The following is a 17,679-nucleotide window of genomic DNA, read 5'->3' as shown; positions in this document are numbered from 1 at the left end:
GTTAACGGCATGCCATTTGAACCACTTATCACCGCTGTGATTGAAACGTCACTGAATACACTGATCAAAGACGACCCTGCATTGGGCCGTCGTTTAGCGCGTCTAAAAGGTCAAGTTATTCAAGTTCACCTGAAAGAGATCAATAAAACACTGACATTTGTTTTTAGTCAGCAAATTGATGTGCTTGGTCATTACGAAGGGCAGCCTAACTGCTATCTATCGCTCAACTTGAGTGTGTTACCAGAGCTGCGCGATCAGGCCAACATCACTCGTCTTATTAAACAAGATAAACTTGAACTCGAAGGCGATATTCAATTGGCGCAGAAATTCTCTCAGTTGATGGTGGATTGCAAACCAGATGTTGAAGAGTGGTTGTCTCGCGTGACTGGCGATGTCGCCGCACATACCTTTGTGCAAGGCTCAAAAAACATCGGCAACTTTCTTGCGTCTCAAGCAGAAAAACACCAACGTCATCTTGCGCAAGTAGTGACTGAAGAATGGAAACTGGCTCCCGCTCCGTTAGAAGTGGCCTATTTCTGCGACCAAGTTGATGAGGTTCGCAGCCAGGCTTCTCGCATTGAAGCTCGTTTAACGGCTTTGCTGAATAAGCTGGATGCAGATAAGCCTGCATTGGAGAAACCATGACGCCAGCAGAACTAAAGCGCTTATACCACATCGCCAAAGTACAACTGGAATACGGCTTAGATGAGCTGCTTCCCGATCACCAACTGACCAAAGCTCCGCTTTTACTGCGCAAAAGCTTGTTTTGGATTAAGAACAAGCACCCAGAAAAACCACTCGGTGAACGTCTGCGTTTAGCACTGCAAGAGCTGGGGCCGGTTTGGATTAAGTTCGGTCAGATGATGTCGACGCGCCGTGACTTATTTCCTCCGCATATCGCTGATCCCCTAGCTTTACTTCAAGACCAAGTCGCGCCTTTTGATGGCGAGTTGGCAAAAAAGCAGATGGAGCAAGCATTAGGTGGTCCGTTAGAAAAATGGTTTACCGAGTTTGATATCAAACCACTGGCGTCTGCGTCGATTGCTCAGGTACATACTGCGCGCATAAAAGACACTAACCAAGAAGTGGTATTAAAGGTTATCCGCCCAGATATTCGCCCAGTCATTGATTCAGATCTAAAACTGATGCACCGAATGGCGCGTATAGTCGCCGGAGCGATGCCTGAAGCACGTCGTTTAAAACCAGTTGAAGTCGTGCGTGAGTACGAGAAAACCCTGCTTGATGAACTCGACTTGCGACGTGAGGCGGCGAATGCCATTCAGTTGCGCCGCAACTTTGAGGGCAGCGAAGAATTGTATGTTCCTGAAGTTTTTCCCGACTTCAGTAATGAAACTGTCATGGTTTCTGAGCGAATATATGGCATTCAAGTCTCTGATATTGAAGGCTTGAAAGCAAATGGCACCAATATGAAATTGCTCGCGGAACGCGGTGTGAGTGTGTTCTTCACTCAGGTGTTCCGAGACAGCTTTTTCCATGCCGATATGCATCCGGGTAATGTGTTCGTCAAACCCGAACATCCAGAGAACCCAATGTGGATAGGGCTAGATTGCGGAATCGTTGGTACACTTAATAGCGAAGACAAGCGTTATCTGGCGGAAAACTTCCTGGCGTTTTTCAATCGTGACTACCGCCGAGTGGCGGAGTTACATGTGGATTCAGGGTGGGTGCCTGCGGATACCAATGTCGATGAGTTTGAGTTCGCGATTCGCATTGTGTGTGAGCCTATTTTTGCTAAGCCATTGTGCGAAATCTCCTTTGGTCATGTGTTGTTGAATTTGTTCAACACGGCACGTCGATTCAATATGGAGGTTCAGCCACAGCTTGTACTGTTGCAAAAAACGCTGTTGTACGTGGAAGGGCTTGGTAGGCAGCTATATCCTCAACTTGATTTGTGGGAGACCGCAAAACCATTCCTGGAGGAATGGATGATGAATCAAGTTGGGCCGCAAGCTCTAGTGAATGCGATTAAAGACCGCGCACCATTTTGGGCAGAGAAATTACCTGAACTGCCAGAGCTACTTTACGATAGCCTGAAACAAGGTAAAGCGATGAATCAACGTATGGATCAGCTTTATCAAGGGTATCGCCAGAGCAAGCGCCAGCAGGCGACAGGAAAGTTTTTGTTTGGCGTTGGCGCGACTTTAGTCGTATGCTCGGCAATATTGGTGAACGATGCTTTTGAGCAGCTTTCGTTGGCCTGCGGTATCGCAGGTGTCACATTTTGGCTGCTTAGTTGGCGAGCTTATCGTCAATAGACGTTAAACTCTTGAAATATTTTTGTTTGTTTAAAGACCCGAGGTAAAGAGAATGGGTGGTATCAGTGTTTGGCAACTTCTAATCATTGCTGTAATTGTTGTATTGCTATTCGGAACAAAGAAACTACGCGGTATCGGTGGCGATCTGGGTGGTGCCGTTAAGGGCTTCAAAAAAGCGATGAGCGAAGATGAACCTGCGAAAAATGACAAAGACGCAGACTTCGAACCAAAAAGTCTAGAAGAGCAGCAGAAAAAAGAAGCTGCTCCTGAAACGAAAAAAGACAAAGAGCAGGCGTAAAACGTGTTTGATATCGGTTTTTGGGAACTGGTATTAATATCTGTTGTTGGTCTGGTCGTTCTTGGGCCGGAGCGTTTGCCTCATGCTATTCGCAGCGTGTCTCGCTTTATCGGTGCCGCTAAGAGTATGGCAAATAGCGTCAAAGACGAATTGTCACACGAGCTGAAAGTCCAAGAGCTGCAAGAAAACTTGCGCAAAGCAGAACAAATGGGGATGGATGATTTGTCCCCTGAGTTGAAATCTTCAGTTGAAGAGTTGAAGAAGGCAGCGCAATCTGTAAATCGTCCTTACGCAAAGAACACCGATTCAGAGGCTGAGCCTGTAAAAACAGAGCCAGCAGTCGAAGAGGCCGTGAAAGCGCAAGAGAGCAAGGTTACAGCGGCAGATAAGAAAGCCGAATAGTCTCATTCGGAGGAGCTACTAGTGATTGGTAGCTCCTTTTTGATCTGGTTTTTAATAAGAGGTTTGCCATGTCTACCGTCGAGCAGACACAACCTTTAATTAGTCATTTGTTGGAGCTTCGCAACCGACTACTGCGTTCAATCCTCGCAGTGTTGGTCGTGTTTGTTGGACTAATTTATTTCTCTAACCACATTTACGAGTTTGTTTCCGCACCTTTAGTAGAGCGTCTACCTGAAGGCGCGACCATGATTGCTACGGATGTAGCGTCACCTTTTTTTACGCCACTTAAGCTGACGTTAATTGCTTCGGTATTTATTGCGGTGCCTTTTATCTTGTATCAAGTGTGGGCATTTGTAGCGCCAGGTTTGTACAAGCATGAACGTCGATTGATCATGCCACTGCTGTTTTCGAGTTCGCTATTGTTCTACTGTGGAGTGGCATTTGCCTACTTCGTGGTATTTCCATTGGTGTTTGGCTTCTTTACCGCTATCTCTCTTGGTGGAGTAGAGTTTGCAACTGATATCTCGAGTTATCTCGACTTTGTGCTGGCGCTATTTATGGCGTTTGGTATCGCATTCGAGGTGCCTGTTGCGATTATTTTGTTGTGTTGGACTGGGGCCACTACACCAGAAGATTTAAGACAGAAACGTCCTTATATTATAGTGGCTGCGTTTGTCGTAGGTATGGTGTTAACGCCACCAGACATGATCTCGCAAACCTTACTCGCTATTCCGATGTGTTTACTGTTTGAAGTCGGTTTGTTCTTCGCGCGTTTTTATACTCGTCGAAGCGAAGAAGTAGAAGCGGAAACCGAAGAATAAGGCTAATCTAGATGTGAAAAGCGGCTCAATTGAGCCGCTTTTTTTGCGGTTGGTTTTTTCTTGGGCTAATTACTTAACTTTCATGACGTAACCACATTTTGTGCATACGTATACTTCCTTGATGCCCAGCAGCTTTTGAAAAAAACTGCGCGGTACGCGTTGTAAGTAAGCACCATGTGTACACACTTCAACTTCCATATTCATGCTGTTTTACATTTGTGCTAATTAATGGGCGTAAATCAGTATAGAAAAATAATGTGTCGAGTTGTCGACAGTTTTGCAAAGCGGACGAAGTAAAGTGACGATATGAGAAGTAAGTAGAGTTGCTAGTTAATTATTATGTTTATCAATAATTTTGTATGGATTGTTCTACTATTTCAACGGGTTGAATCGTTCATTCAATAGTTTAGGTGATAAAAAAGCGACGTTGATTTCGTCGCTTTTTTCAATTCTCGTGAATTAAATATTAAACAGCTTTTTGGCATTCTCAGTCGTTATGGCATCGATGGTTGCGATGTCGACATCACGCAAGTCGGCAACACGTTGTGCAACGAGAGAAGTGTAGGCTGGTTCATTACGTTTACCACGGTGTGGCACAGGCGCTAAATATGGACAGTCGGTTTCTAAAATGACCCACTGCATATCCAAATGTGGAATGACTTTATCCATCCCGCCATTCTTAAAGGTCGATACGCCACCCAAGCCTAAGTGGAAGCCTAGCTCATTGATTGATTGCGCTTCTTCTAAGCTGCCTCCAAAACAGTGGAATACACCACGCAGACGACCATCTTGCTCTTGTCTTAGCAAAGTGAGTGTTTCTTCAATCGAATCACGAGTGTGGATAACGACTGGTAAGTCCATCTCTTTTGCCCAGTTAAGTTGAGCTACGAACGCCATTTCTTGCTCAGCACGATAGGTTTTATCCCAATACAGGTCGATACCGATTTCGCCCACCGCAATAAACTTGTGTTTCTCAAACCAACCGCGGATGATCTCCAACGTTTGTTCAACATTGCTGTCCACATAACAAGGGTGGAGTCCCATCATTGAGTGGCACACGTCAGGATATGCCGCTTCGGTTTGTAGCATGGGCTCAATAGAGTCCAGATCGATGTTTGGCAACAGGATTTTATTAATGCCTTGCGTTAAGGCGCGTTGTACTACTTCATCGCGGTCGTTATCAAATTCGCTGGCATAGATGTGCGCGTGGGTATCGATCATCGTTACTCTCTGTGCTTCATAGTTGGTTTCGTATTCGAAGTATACTTGAGTGTGAGTGCTGGGTCATTTTCAGTTTTTTTCATTACCTTTTTCCAGATTGTCACTCGCAACATGCATCAAGAGTGATATGATTTTGTTCACCAGATGATTTGATCATCATAACCGTCCAGACAAGGAGAAAATGGTGTCTGTATCAATTCAAGGTCCATTCCCTGCACGCCGTATGCGTCGTTTACGTAAGCACGATTTTAGTCGTCGTTTGATGGCTGAGAACCAACTTTCTGTTAATGATCTGATTTACCCAATGTTCATTCTTATGGGTAAAGATCGTCGTGAGAGCGTGGAGTCCATGCCGGGTGTAGAGCGTTTGTCGATTGATTTAATGCTAGAAGAAGCACAATACCTTGCAAATCTAGGCGTTCCAGCAATCGCGCTTTTCCCTGTCGTAAACCAAGACGCTAAAAGCTTATGTGCTACTGAAGCCTACAACCCAGAAGGTTTGGTTCAGCGAGCAGTACGAGCGCTTAAAGAACACATTCCTCAAATTGGTGTAATCACAGACGTGGCACTCGACCCATTCACGACACATGGCCAAGACGGCATCATCGATGAAGATGGCTACGTAATGAATGATGAAACCACAGAAGTATTGGTTAAGCAGGCTTTGTCTCATGCAGAAGCGGGTGCTGACGTAGTCGCGCCTTCAGACATGATGGATGGCCGAATTGGTAAGATCCGCGAAGCATTAGAAAACGCGGGCTACATTCATACTCAAATCATGGCTTACTCGGCTAAGTACGCATCGAACTACTACGGACCATTCCGTGATGCGGTTGGCTCTTCTTCAAATCTAAAAGGCGGCAACAAGAAAAACTACCAAATGGACCCAGCAAACATTGATGAAGCGATTCACGAAGTGGCGCTAGACATCAACGAAGGTGCGGACATGGTGATGGTTAAACCTGGTATGCCATACTTAGATGTAGTTCGCCGAGTAAAAACTGAACTTCAAGTACCGACATTTGCTTATCAAGTCTCTGGCGAGTACGCGATGCATAAAGCGGCGATCATGAATGGCTGGCTCAAAGAGCGTGAAATTGTGATGGAATCACTATTGTGCTTCAAACGTGCAGGTGCAGATGGCATCTTAACGTACTTTGCGAAAGACGTTGCTGAGTGGTTGGCAGAAGAGAATGCACAAACTGCTCAACACCTAAATCGTACTCCGGAAGCGACAGAAGAGTAATTATCGCTCAGTGAGAAATACCAGACCAACAAGAGTTGTTCGTCTGTATATACCCAAGTAACCTCAGGCGGATTACAACAGTAACAATCCAAGGTGCTTGGGTATTTTTATTTTGGAGAAGAGAACAATGACAATGCTGATTCGTGAAGGCACATTGGAAGAAGCACTTCAAGTTGTGGCGCGTGTTACCGAGTTTTCGAAAGGAGAAACGGTAGACTCCATGACTCAACGTTTAGAAGAGAAAAACAGTTTAATCCTCGTTGCAGAAAAAAATGGCACGATTGTCGGCTTCAAAATAGGTTACGAATTAGAGGATGGTGTTTTCTATAGCTGGTTAGGTGGTGTTGTCCCTGAAGCTCGAAATGAAGGCGTGGCACAACTGCTTTTGGAAGCTCAAGAGGATTGGGTGGCAGAACAAGGCTACAACACATTAAAAGTGAAATCTCGAAACCAGTTTCCGGCTATGCTTCGCTTGTTATTGAGAAATGGCTATATAATTGAAAAGTTTGAAGAAAAAGTAAATCTTCGAGAATCTCGAGTGCATTTCATTAAAGCAATGTGAAAATAAATGAGATTTTTTCTCATTTAACTGTTGACTACGAAATGAGAATCATTATTATTAAACCTGTCTTAGGGAATGAGGAAAGTTCACAAGGACGTTGAGTGACTTATTAACAGAAGTTAATTAACTGAAAGTTGAGAAGTGATGAAACATTTTTCCGAGAACTTGCACGAATTCTTTTTGACACGACATTGCTCACATTGCTTCCAGTGTAATTTATAGCTTCTTGGTTAAGCTGCTCTATTTACAGAATTTGCTTTACCACTTCTGCTAGGCGACCCCATTCGGGTCGCTTTTTTCTTTTCTACGATTTCTATTTGACGTCACTATTAATATCTTTTCCACATGCGATGATCATTTTAGGAACGTTGATCTTCTCGCTGTTATGAGAATTTGTTGTTATTAATCAATGGTTTGGGTTGGTGTTTTCTTGTTTTTTTTGTTATTGGATAACCAGTGGATAATTTCTATAAACAGAGTTATCCACAGGAGGTGGTGTTTTCGTGAATAAAGTCGGAAAAATTTACGCGACCTAGATCGAGCGAACAAGATAGATTCAGATCAGCAGTCATGGCATCCTAGGCAGATCTCTCAAGTACTGAATTGGATACAGACAATTATGGCAAGTATTCCTGAAAATCCGTTGATCCTTATCGACGGCTCTTCTTACCTATATCGCGCTTTTCACGCCTACCCGGGCACCATGAGCAATGGTGAAATTCCAACTAATGCCGTTTACGGCGTCGTGAACATGTTACGCAGCATGATGCGTCAGTTTGCGTCTGAGCGCATCGCGGTGGTTTTCGATGCAAAGGGAAAAACCTTTCGTGATGATATGTATGCAGAATACAAAGCGAATCGTCCGCCAATGCCGGATGACCTGCGTTGTCAAATTGAACCATTACACAATGTTATTCGTGCAATGGGTTTGCCGCTGATCTGTGTTCCTGGCGTCGAGGCGGATGACGTCATCGGTACGTTAGCATACCAAGCATCACAAAAGGGCATGCCTGTATTGATCAGTACTGGTGATAAAGACATGGCGCAGCTAGTGGATGATAACATTACCTTGATCAACACCATGACGAACGTCGTAATGGATCGTGAAGGTGTGGTTGAAAAGTTTGGCATTCCACCTGAGTTGATCATCGACTACTTAGCACTGATGGGCGATAAAGTAGATAACATTCCTGGTGTACCGGGTGTCGGTGATAAAACAGCGACCGCACTACTGCAAGGTATTGGTGGTCTGACGAAGTTGTATGAAAACCTCGATGATATTGCAGGGCTTGGTTTCCGTGGTTCTAAAACCATGGCGAAAAAGCTCATCGACAACAAAGAAAATGCCATGCTTTCGTATGAGCTCGCGACCATCAAATTGGATGTTGAGCTTGAGGAAACGCCAGAATCATTGCTGAAAGCGGAACCAAATAAAGACGAATTAGTGAAGCTGTATGGCCAACTGACGTTTAAATCTTGGTTGAATGAACTACTTGAAGGCGGTTCTGGATCTGTGGAGGCCGTAGAGCTTGCAGGATCTTCACAAGCTTCTTCTTCTCAAGCCGAGATGGAAACTTCTGCGGTAACAATCGATCGCAGCCAATATGAAACAATTCTGGATAAAGAAACCTTCAATGCTTGGCTAGATAAACTTCAAACGGCTGAGCTGTTTGCATTTGATACGGAGACCGATAACCTAGATTACATGCTAGCGAATCTAGTTGGTTTGTCATTCGCTGTCGATGAAGGTATTGCGGCTTATGTGCCAGTTGCACATGACTATTTAGATGCGCCTGAACAGCTTGATCGTGATTGGGTACTAGAACAGCTGAAGCCAATTCTTGAAGATGCAGCGAAAGCAAAAGTCGGTCAAAACTTAAAGTATGATGCGTCTGTACTCGCTCGTTACGACATTGAGCTAAAAGGTATTAAGCACGACACGATGTTGGAATCGTATATCTACAACAGTGTCGGCGGTAAACACGATATGGACAGCTTGGCGCTTCGCTTCCTACAGCACAGCTGCATTTCTTTTGAGCAAATTGCAGGTAAAGGCAAAAATCAGCTTACGTTTAACCAAATCGAACTGGAACAAGCATCGCCATACGCGGCAGAAGATGCGGATGTGACCCTTCGTCTGCACAATCGCTTGTTTGCTAATATCGAGCAGGATGAAAGCCTAAAGACAGTTTACGAAGAGATTGAAATGCCGTTGGTGCCAGTTCTTTCGCGCATTGAACGCACTGGGGTCTTTATCGATGAAATGAAGCTGAGTGCGCAGTCGGTCGAGATTACCGCTCGCCTTGATGAGCTTGAAAAGAAAGCGTACGAAATTGCTGAGCAAGAGTTTAATATGAACTCTCCAAAGCAATTACAAGCCATCCTATTTGAAAAAATGGGTTTACCGGTTGTGAAGAAAACGCCATCAGGCACACCATCGACGAATGAAGAAGTTCTGCAAGAACTCGCGCTAGACTACCCACTACCAAAACTGATTTTGGAATACCGTGGTCTGGCGAAGCTAAAATCAACTTACACCGACAAACTGCCGAAGATGATCAACCCATCAACGGGTCGCGTGCATACTTCTTACCACCAAGCAGTGACCGCAACGGGTCGTCTATCTTCTACTGATCCGAACTTACAGAATATTCCAATTCGTAACGAAGCCGGCCGTCGTATTCGTCAAGCGTTTGTCGCGCCATCAGGGCATAAAATCTTAGCGGTCGACTACTCGCAAATCGAACTTCGCATCATGGCGCACCTTTCTGGTGACCAAGCGTTATTGGATGCATTCCGTGATGGCAAAGATATCCACGCGGCAACCGCAGCAGAAATCATGGGTGTTTCTATTGAAGACGTTTCAAGTGAGCAACGTCGTCGTGCGAAAGCGGTTAATTTCGGTCTTATTTACGGCATGAGTGCGTTTGGTTTGGCGAAGCAATTAGGCATTCCTCGTGGTGAAGCTCAAGCGTACATGGATACATACTTTGAACGTTACCCAGGCGTGATGCAGTACATGGAAGACACACGCAGCACGGCAGCAGATAAAGGGTATGTTGAAACGATTTTTGGTCGACGTTTGCATTTACCAGAAATCAAATCGCGCAACGGGATGCGTCGTAAAGCTGCTGAACGTGCGGCAATCAACGCACCAATGCAAGGTACGGCTGCGGACATCATTAAGAAAGCGATGCTGTTGGTTGATCAGTGGATTCAGGAAGAAGGCAATGGTCGTGTGAAGTTATTAATGCAAGTACACGATGAATTGGTCTTTGAAGTTGAAGAGTCATCATTGTCCGAAATTGAAAGTAAAGTACAGAAATTGATGGAATCTGCAGCAGAGCTAAAAGTACCGTTGGTTGCAGAAGCAGGTCATGGTGATAACTGGGATCAAGCTCATTAGTCACTTTTAGACCAAAATAACCAATTAATTATGAGCCAGCGCACAAACGCTGGCTTTTTTTTGAGATTAAAAAAGCTAGCGCAAAGTTAACTTTGATGTTGCTTAATAAAAATTTCATGAAAAAAAACTACAAAAATTCTTTGCAATTCTGACCAATTGTTGTACATTAATACTCGTAGGGTACAGAGGTAAGATGTTCTATCTTTCAGACCTTTTGTTTCACGTTATTGGATTAGGCTGATTCAGCCGCCCCAGTCAGTTTTTGACTGGGGCGTTTTTTATTGGGCGAAAGAAAATTATTCTTTTGGATCAGCAGCTTAAAGTTAGCCTTCAAAAACCTTCTTTTTTGACCTTTCTAAGTCACTGCAAAATCTCGATTTTTCCTTCAAATTTATTGCGTTATTCATCCTGTAAATTTACGCCAGTCACACTATTATTTTTTCTTGAAAGAAACTAAGTTACATCTTTTTGAAGATTTGCTTGGCTTAACTGTCTGAATTGTAACGCTATTGGGTGTTTTTGGAGTGAATGTTTGGTGATACACAGGAAACAAGAGCGCTTTTTAACCTATTGAAATCGAATCTCAGTTCAGCAATGCTTCGTCACATAACAATAATTACCAATTTTTCTCTCCCGTTATCCCTGCCAGGAAGGCGGGGATTTTTATTGCCTGTTATTTAGTTCAGATAAACAAAAGCCCCACCAAATGGCAGGGCCGTGTCGAAGAAATTTAACAAATATTGTTAATTATTCTTCATCGCTCGCTGGTATCTCTTGTTCGTCTTCTTCTATCAGGTGTGCTAGTGCTGGTGCAAACCAGGTATCCAGTTTTGCACGTAGCTGATCGACACCTAATCCTTTCAGTGAAGAGAACACATCAACAGAAACGTCACCACCGAAAGTTTCTACTTGCTTACGAACTTTCAGTAGAGTTTGTTTGCGTGCACCACTTTTTAGTTTATCTGCTTTGGTTAGCAAAACTTGCACAGGAATGTGGCTATCGATGGCCCAGAAAATCATTTGTTGGTCGAGATCTTTCATTGGATGACGAATGTCCATTAGAACCACTAAGCCTTTTAGGCACTCGCGTTTCTGTAGGTATTCACCCAAAGATTTCTGCCATTTGTTTTTCATCTCTACCGGTACTTGAGCAAAACCGTATCCAGGTAGATCGACAATGTGACAACCTTCTTCTACTTTGAAAAGGTTGATTAATTGCGTACGACCAGGTGTCTTTGATGTCTTGGCTAAGCTTTTTTGATTAGTTAGACGGTTAAGTGCACTCGATTTACCAGCGTTTGAGCGTCCTGCAAACGCAATTTCGACACCTTCGTCTTCCGGCAGGTGACGAATATCGGGTGCGCTGGTGATGAAATGCGTATTTTGGTAATGAATTTTTACGCTCACTGTTAACTCCATCTCGACTTTGTGTAGTCGATTGATTACTTTTTTGTGAAAATGTGTAAAATAACCGTGCTCGGCATAAGGTCGCCTATTGTACCATGAGTGTACGCGGTATGTTCACATTCCGTGGTACTGGAAGCTTGATAATTATAATGGAATGTCATGAAGAAATTAGCGCTAATTTTGAGTCTTTTAGCCAGTTGCTCAGTATGGGCCCAAGGTAATATTGAGGCTGGTAAAGCAAAATCACAAACCTGTGTCGCCTGTCACGGAGCAGATGGCAACAGTGCAATAACAACGTACCCGAAACTCGCAGGCCAACACGCTAAGTATCTTGAGAAGCAGTTAAAAGAACTTAAGCTAGGCATGACAAGTGGTGGTAAACAAGGTCGTTACGATCCTGTAATGAGTGGTATGGCAATGCCACTGAGCGATGAAGATATCGCAGACCTATCTGCTTACTACGCTTCGCTACCAGTTTCAGAAAACTCAACACCTGAAGATGTAGTAGCAAAAGGCAAAACGCTTTATACCGCTGGTGATGCCGAGCGTGGCCTAACCGCATGTATTGCATGTCATGGTCCTCGTGGCAATGGTACTGAGCTTTCAGGTTTCCCGAAAATTTCTGGTCAGCATGCTGACTACATCAAAGCTCAGCTAGAAAAATTCCGTGATGGCGACCGTGGCAATGATATGAATGCCATGATGCGCGACATCGCGAAGAAAATGACAGACGAAGATATCGAAGTGCTGTCTAAATACGTTGGCGGTCTGCACTAATATACCTAAATCGCTCAAGATCCTGCATCTTGAGCTGGTTGGGTAGATGTCCCTACATCGTTCGAGCAACTTGTACAAAAATGCCCTAGTGAATCCACTAGGGCATTTTTGTTCGTGACAGATATCACAGTCGAGTTTGGATGCGAAAGCGATAGTTGGCTCGGCAGTTTGTGAGACATTTGCCATACTTGATGTTGGCTTTTTCTTGTTAGTGTTTTTAAGTTTTTGATTAAATGATAATTTTGATTTTTTAGAAAAATAGGCGGATTATTTTTTCAACCCATTACTTGTGAGCATAACGGGATGGCGTAAAGTAGAAGTCGTTCACAGGGAGTGAATGTAAGGATTTAAGACCACGGTTTAGGTCTCCAAGGATGTAGCTCGGATGCTTGGTGATTTAGAAAGGGATTTAGATAGGTAGGGAGCCTATCAGATAAGGATGGTCATCTCGTCTGACGGTTAAGACAGTGAAACGGATCAGGCACAGGAAGTTGCTCAGTAGACAGGAAGTAAACGGATAGCCAAAATTCATCAGGAAGATGAAAAACAACTCTTTTTGGCAGGGAAAGCTCTAAAAACAAAGGGATCATTGGTGCACCAAATGTGTGCAACACAGTTTCGCCAATTGATGGCACTTAGAAAGCGACAGTCTGACTGTCGCTTTTTTTATATCCGTTGACTTGCTCAGTCGTAACTTGAATTGATATTACTGCACTTATTTAGCTTTATAGGTTGTAAACAAAGTTTTTTAACAAAAATTGCTGAAAAAATACTCAACAACACTCCAATCCGAGTTCACTTTCTGGTATGTTTCGCATCCCTGTTTGAGGAAGTCAGCATGCATACCTGTCCTTTATGCCAAAATCAGCGCACTCACCATTATTTTGAAGATAAGCGTCGTGAATATCTTCAATGTGAGCAGTGCAGCTTGGTATTCGTAAATCCAGACCAACGTTTGGATGCGGAAAGCGAAAAAGCTCACTATGATTTGCATGAGAACAACCCCGATGATTTGGGTTACCGACGCTTTTTGTCGCGTATTACTGACCCGATCACAGAGCGAATTTCTCCACAATCAAATGGTATCGACTTTGGTTGTGGTCCTGGCCCAACGCTCTCCTTGATGCTGGAAGAGGCGGGGCACAACATGGCGTTGTACGATCTCTACTACCACCCTGATACGTCGGTTTTAGAAAAAACGTACGACTTCATGACAGCAACAGAGGTGATAGAGCACCTCTACCACCCAGATTTGGTGTGGAAGCAATGGTTGAATTTAGTTAAGCCAGGGGGCTGGATAGGCCTGATGACGAAAATGGTCATCGACGTGGAGGCTTTCAAATCATGGCATTATAAGAACGATCTCACTCACGTAGTGTTCTTTAGTCGTGACACGTTCCAGTTCCTAGCAGAGCGGGATAAGCTCGAACTCGAATTTATTGGTAATGATGTAATTTTACTGAGGAAACCCCAGTAATGAGCCGTAGTAAAAAATCTAGAAAACCGGGTGCCGCTGGTGCACCTGAGTTTGTTGTAACTCGTAACCGTACAGAATCTGATGTGGAAGGCCGCTTACGCAAGCGTGCTAAAAAGCGTAAAGGTCTGAAAACGGGTAACCGTAACTCAGAAGTTAACGAGCAGAAAAAGCAAGCTGCTGCACAAAATCGCGACCCGCGCTTAGGCAGCAAAAAGAAAATACCTCTGATTGTTGAACCTGCGAAGAAAATGACGAAGCAAGAGCGTCGTTTGTCGGCAGAGCAAGAACTAGAGATGCTAGAAAATGACGCGCAATTGAACGTGTTGCTAGACCGTATTGAAGCGGGTGAAAACCTGGGCACAGGTCTACAGAAATTCGTCGATGAGAAACTCGATCGCATTGAGAAGCTAATGGACCAACTAGGTTTGTTGGAACCTGAAGAAGAGGAAGACTTCACTGCACCTGCTGAGAAAAGCACGCGCAACGATGATGACTTGCTGGCAGATTTCGACGACATTAATTTCGACGACTATAAAGGATAATTAAGCTATGAATGTAACCTTATTAGCTATTGCTGGTGTTGTGATTATCATCGCACTCGCTTCTTATGCAGGTTACCTTCTGCTTCAATTGAAAAAGCAAAAGGAATTGCAGCTGAAGCATCAAAAATTGGCGATAGACAAACGTAACGCCAACATTTTTGAGAATGTGCATACCTTGTGTCAGGCGGGCATTCAAGGGCAGTGCGATTTATCTGAAATCAGTATCCGTGTGTATAACATCATGGATTATGTACAAGGTGAAGACCGCGTTGATTTCGATAAAACGTACCCTGCGATTTCTGAGCTTTACCACATAGTGAAAGATATGGCGCGTGGCGAAGAACGCCAACAACTTGCCAAGAAAGAGCGTATGCAACAGAACTTGACGCGTCATAAAGCGGAAAGCCGCCTCACTGATGCGATTATTGAGGAGCTCAAAGTGTTGCAGAAAAACGTCCAGCCACTGAATAATCAAATCAATATTCAGATGATTTAAGCGCGACCCCCAATAGTCTCCTTATGGCTAATGGGGGTATCGTGATCACGCTAGCACTTCTTTAGTTTTATACTTAAAAAGCCAGTCGGCGTTGCCACGCTTGTCATCGTCGTATGGCAAAATAGCGGCTCTGAATATCGGGTGACGGCTTTCGTTGCCCTAGCATTTAACGGAAAGTACCACCATGTCGAATCAACACACTGAATCGAAACAGCAAATCGTCTGGGATCAAGCGGTATTGGATAAGTACAACTATTCCGGGCCTCGTTATACGTCATACCCAACGGCGCTGGAGTTTCATGAAGCGTTCACCATTTCTGATTATGATATGGCATGCACTCAATACCCAGAACGCCCATTATCGCTGTACGTACACATTCCGTTCTGTCACAAGCTTTGTTACTACTGTGGATGTAATAAAGTCATTACGCGCCACTCGCACAAAGCGGATGAATACCTTGACGTGCTTGAACACGAAATTCGTCAACGTGCTGCATTACTTGTTGGTCGCACCGTGACGCAATTGCATTTTGGTGGTGGTACACCGACGTTTCTCTCTGAAAAGCAAATCACGCGTGTAATGAGCCTGCTACGCCAAGAGTTTACTTTTAGTAGCGATGCTGAAATCAGTATCGAGGTTGACCCGCGTGAAATCGAGCTGACCATGCTGGATCATCTGCGTAGTGAAGGCTTCAATCGCTTGAGCATCGGTGTGCAGGACTTCAACAAAGAAGTGCAAAAACTGGTGAATCGTGAGCAAGATGAAGAGTTCATCGTTGCGATGGTTGCGCGCGCAAAAGAGTTAGGCTTTCGTTCGACGAACCTAGATTTGATTTACGGTTTACCGAAGCAGACCAAAGAATCTTTTGCCAAGACTCTAGAACAAGTGCTAGAGATGCAGCCGGGCCGTCTATCCGTGTTTAACTACGCGCACATGCCACAGCTATTTGCAGCGCAGCGTAAGATTAAAGACGAAGACCTGCCAAAAGCAGAGGAGAAGATGGCGATTCTGCAAGACACCATCGCGACACTGACTGGTGCTGGCTACCAATTTATCGGTATGGACCACTTTGCTTTGCCGGACGATGAACTTGCTGTTGCCCAGCGCGAAGGTATTTTGCATCGCAATTTCCAAGGCTACACCACACAAGGTGAATGTGACTTGGTTGGCTTTGGTGTTTCTGCAATCTCGATGATCGGCGATGCGTACGCGCAAAACCAGAAAGAGCTGAAGAAATACTACGCTCAAGTCAACGAACTTCGTCACGCTCTATGGAAAGGGGTCTCGCTGGACTCTGATGATTTGCTCCGTCGTGAAGTGATTAAGCAGCTGATTTGTAACTTCAAGTTAGACAAGAAAGCCATTGAGTCTGAGTTTAAAGTGAAGTTTGATCAGTACTTTAAAGAAGACTTACAGCTACTTCAGACCTTCATCAACGATGAGCTGGTGGAAGTGGATGACAATGAAATTCGTGTGACGCTGCGAGGTCGTTTGCTGATCCGTAATATTTGTATGAGCTTCGATAAGTACCTGCGAGCGAAGGCGCGTCAGCAACAATTCTCTCGTGTTATTTAATCCGAGATACAGATTCAAGATATAAAAAATGCCAGCAGATGCTGGCATTTTTTTATGTTTTCGCTGGATTTAAGCGCGATCTTTTACTTTTTCTTTCAGTTCCGCTTTTTCTGCTTCTGAAAGGAACGCAATCTCAAGGCCATTGATTTGCGCTTGGCGAATCTGGTCTTGGCTCAGACCAGCGGCTGGTGCCGCTACTTCGTATTCGTATGGCAGTTCGATACCTTCAACCGCTGGATCGTCAGTGTTAAGACACGCAAGAACGCCATGCTCTAGGAACTGCTTGAGAGGGTGGTTTTCTAGCGTTTCTACCGTACTTGTTTGGTAGTTTGACGTCAGGCAAGATTCAATACCAATGCGGTTTTCTGCTAGGTAATCCATCAGTTTTGGATCGTGAATCGCTTTTACGCCGTGACCGATACGAGTTGCGCCTAGCTCATTGATTGCTTGCCACATGCTCTCTGCACCTGCTGCTTCACCAGCATGGACCGTTACCCCAAGGCCAGCATCGCGTACTTGCTTGAAGTGAGACACAAAGCGATCACCCGGTTGGCCTAGCTCGTCACCCGCAAGGTCGACGGCAACGATGTGATCTTTCTGGCTCAGAATGCCGTCCAGTTCTTGTTGACATGCGTCAGTACCAAATGTACGACTCATGATACCGATCAGGTTGGCTTTCACGCCAAAATCGCGCATACCCGCTTGCACACCGTCCACGACGGCTTCAACAACCCCCGCTACTGGTAGTTTGTGTTTCATCGCCATGTAGTAAGGAGAGAAACGCAGCTCTGCGTAATCGATTTGTGCGTTTAGCGCGTCTTCTACGTTTTCGTACGCGACACGACGACACGCATCTAGATCGCCCAGTACAGCAACACCCCAGTCGAGCTTAGAAAGGAAAGCAACAAGAGAGGGTTCCGCTTCGACAATTTGAACGTGAGGAGTGAGAGACTCAATATCGTACGCTGGTAGGGTAATGCCAAACTTTTGGCCTAGCTCAAGAATCGTTTTAGTACGAATGTTACCGTCGAGGTGACGGTGCAAATCAGTAAGAGGAAGGTTCTTCGTTATCATTTTGTCGATCCGGATAGTTATGAACTGGAACAGGGCCCAAACATCATCTGTGACAATACATGGGTAAGATTTGCAGTTAAGTATAAATAACAGTTGGG

The 17,679-nt window shown here is 44.5% G+C and carries 16 protein-coding genes; 13 read left to right on the top strand and 3 right to left on the bottom strand.

The window, feature by feature from the left end:
- Positions 1–9: 9 nt before the first annotated feature.
- The 5 genes from R7P69_RS11390 to tatC all read left to right on the top strand — a co-directional run bounded on the left by R7P69_RS11390 (position 10) and on the right by tatC (position 3,797).
- Positions 10–645, top strand: a complete 636-nt coding sequence (locus R7P69_RS11390; protein ID WP_005379213.1) for an SCP2 domain-containing protein — start codon at positions 10–12, stop codon at positions 643–645.
- Positions 642–2,276, top strand: coding sequence for a ubiquinone biosynthesis regulatory protein kinase UbiB (ubiB, locus tag R7P69_RS11385; RefSeq protein WP_005379226.1), 1,635 nt, complete (start codon positions 642–644; stop codon positions 2,274–2,276). Before R7P69_RS11390 ends, ubiB begins: the two co-directional genes overlap by 4 nt.
- Positions 2,277–2,328: 52 nt before the next feature.
- On the top strand, positions 2,329–2,574 hold the full coding sequence (tatA, locus tag R7P69_RS11380) for a Sec-independent protein translocase subunit TatA (RefSeq protein ID WP_005382958.1): 246 nt from the start codon (positions 2,329–2,331) through the stop codon (positions 2,572–2,574).
- 3 nt (positions 2,575–2,577) lie between these two features.
- On the top strand, positions 2,578–2,976 hold the full coding sequence (tatB, locus tag R7P69_RS11375; protein WP_017635021.1) for a Sec-independent protein translocase protein TatB: 399 nt from the start codon (positions 2,578–2,580) through the stop codon (positions 2,974–2,976).
- 68 nt (positions 2,977–3,044) lie between these two features.
- The gene (tatC, locus tag R7P69_RS11370; RefSeq protein WP_005379234.1) at positions 3,045–3,797 is read left to right on the top strand and encodes a twin-arginine translocase subunit TatC; all 753 of its coding nucleotides are present in this window, start codon (positions 3,045–3,047) and stop codon (positions 3,795–3,797) included.
- A gap of 459 nt (positions 3,798–4,256) precedes the next feature.
- On the opposite strand, the gene R7P69_RS11365 is transcribed toward tatC, so the two are convergent.
- Positions 4,257–5,018, bottom strand: a complete 762-nt coding sequence (locus R7P69_RS11365) for a TatD family hydrolase (RefSeq protein WP_025768294.1) — start codon at positions 5,016–5,018, stop codon at positions 4,257–4,259.
- A 184-nt stretch (positions 5,019–5,202) separates the two neighbouring features.
- Here R7P69_RS11365 and hemB point away from each other — a divergent pair, with 184 nt between their 5' ends.
- The 3 genes from hemB to polA all read left to right on the top strand — a co-directional run bounded on the left by hemB (position 5,203) and on the right by polA (position 10,232).
- A complete protein-coding gene (gene hemB, locus R7P69_RS11360; RefSeq protein ID WP_031777176.1) occupies positions 5,203–6,264 on the top strand; it encodes a porphobilinogen synthase in 1,062 nt (353 codons plus the stop codon).
- Positions 6,265–6,391: 127 nt separating this feature from the next.
- Entirely contained in the window at positions 6,392–6,826 is a 435-nt protein-coding gene (locus R7P69_RS11355) for a GNAT family N-acetyltransferase (RefSeq protein ID WP_005379245.1), read from the top strand.
- 619 nt (positions 6,827–7,445) lie between these two features.
- Positions 7,446–10,232, top strand: a complete 2,787-nt coding sequence (gene polA / locus R7P69_RS11350; protein ID WP_005379246.1) for a DNA polymerase I — start codon at positions 7,446–7,448, stop codon at positions 10,230–10,232.
- Between the two features lie 747 nt (positions 10,233–10,979).
- Here polA and yihA read toward each other — a convergent pair.
- Positions 10,980–11,639 carry a ribosome biogenesis GTP-binding protein YihA/YsxC gene (yihA, locus tag R7P69_RS11345; protein WP_017635019.1) on the bottom strand — a complete coding sequence of 220 codons (660 nt, stop codon included), beginning with the start codon at positions 11,637–11,639 and terminating at the stop codon, positions 10,980–10,982.
- Between the two features lie 159 nt (positions 11,640–11,798).
- On the opposite strand from yihA, the gene R7P69_RS11340 reads away from it, so the two are divergent.
- The 5 genes from R7P69_RS11340 to hemN all read left to right on the top strand — a co-directional run bounded on the left by R7P69_RS11340 (position 11,799) and on the right by hemN (position 16,507).
- Entirely contained in the window at positions 11,799–12,416 is a 618-nt protein-coding gene (locus tag R7P69_RS11340; RefSeq protein ID WP_005379248.1) for a c-type cytochrome, read from the top strand.
- An 838-nt stretch (positions 12,417–13,254) separates the two neighbouring features.
- Positions 13,255–13,893: a class I SAM-dependent methyltransferase gene (locus R7P69_RS11335; RefSeq protein ID WP_017821951.1), complete on the top strand. Its 639-nt coding sequence runs from the start codon at positions 13,255–13,257 to the stop codon at positions 13,891–13,893.
- Positions 13,893–14,435 (top strand): Der GTPase-activating protein YihI, encoded by a 543-nt coding sequence (gene yihI / locus R7P69_RS11330; protein WP_005379252.1) that lies wholly within the window; start codon positions 13,893–13,895, stop codon positions 14,433–14,435. The genes R7P69_RS11335 and yihI overlap by 1 nt, the downstream gene beginning before the upstream one ends.
- 7 nt (positions 14,436–14,442) lie before the next feature.
- Entirely contained in the window at positions 14,443–14,931 is a 489-nt protein-coding gene (locus R7P69_RS11325; protein ID WP_005379254.1) for a DUF2489 domain-containing protein, read from the top strand.
- A 184-nt stretch (positions 14,932–15,115) separates the two neighbouring features.
- Positions 15,116–16,507 carry an oxygen-independent coproporphyrinogen III oxidase gene (hemN, locus tag R7P69_RS11320; RefSeq protein ID WP_017635016.1) on the top strand — a complete coding sequence of 464 codons (1,392 nt, stop codon included), beginning with the start codon at positions 15,116–15,118 and terminating at the stop codon, positions 16,505–16,507.
- 69 nt (positions 16,508–16,576) lie between these two features.
- Here the strand turns inward: hemN and add are convergent, their stop codons facing one another.
- Positions 16,577–17,581 carry an adenosine deaminase gene (gene add, locus R7P69_RS11315; protein WP_172563432.1) on the bottom strand — a complete coding sequence of 335 codons (1,005 nt, stop codon included), beginning with the start codon at positions 17,579–17,581 and terminating at the stop codon, positions 16,577–16,579.
- Positions 17,582–17,679 lie beyond the last annotated feature (98 nt).

This window comes from Vibrio sp. 661 (assembly GCF_033339315.1).
Classification (GTDB): Bacteria; Pseudomonadota; Gammaproteobacteria; order Enterobacterales; family Vibrionaceae; genus Vibrio; species Vibrio alginolyticus.
The sequence above is the reverse complement of the archived record's forward strand: the minus strand, read 5'-3'. Positions and strand labels throughout refer to the sequence as shown.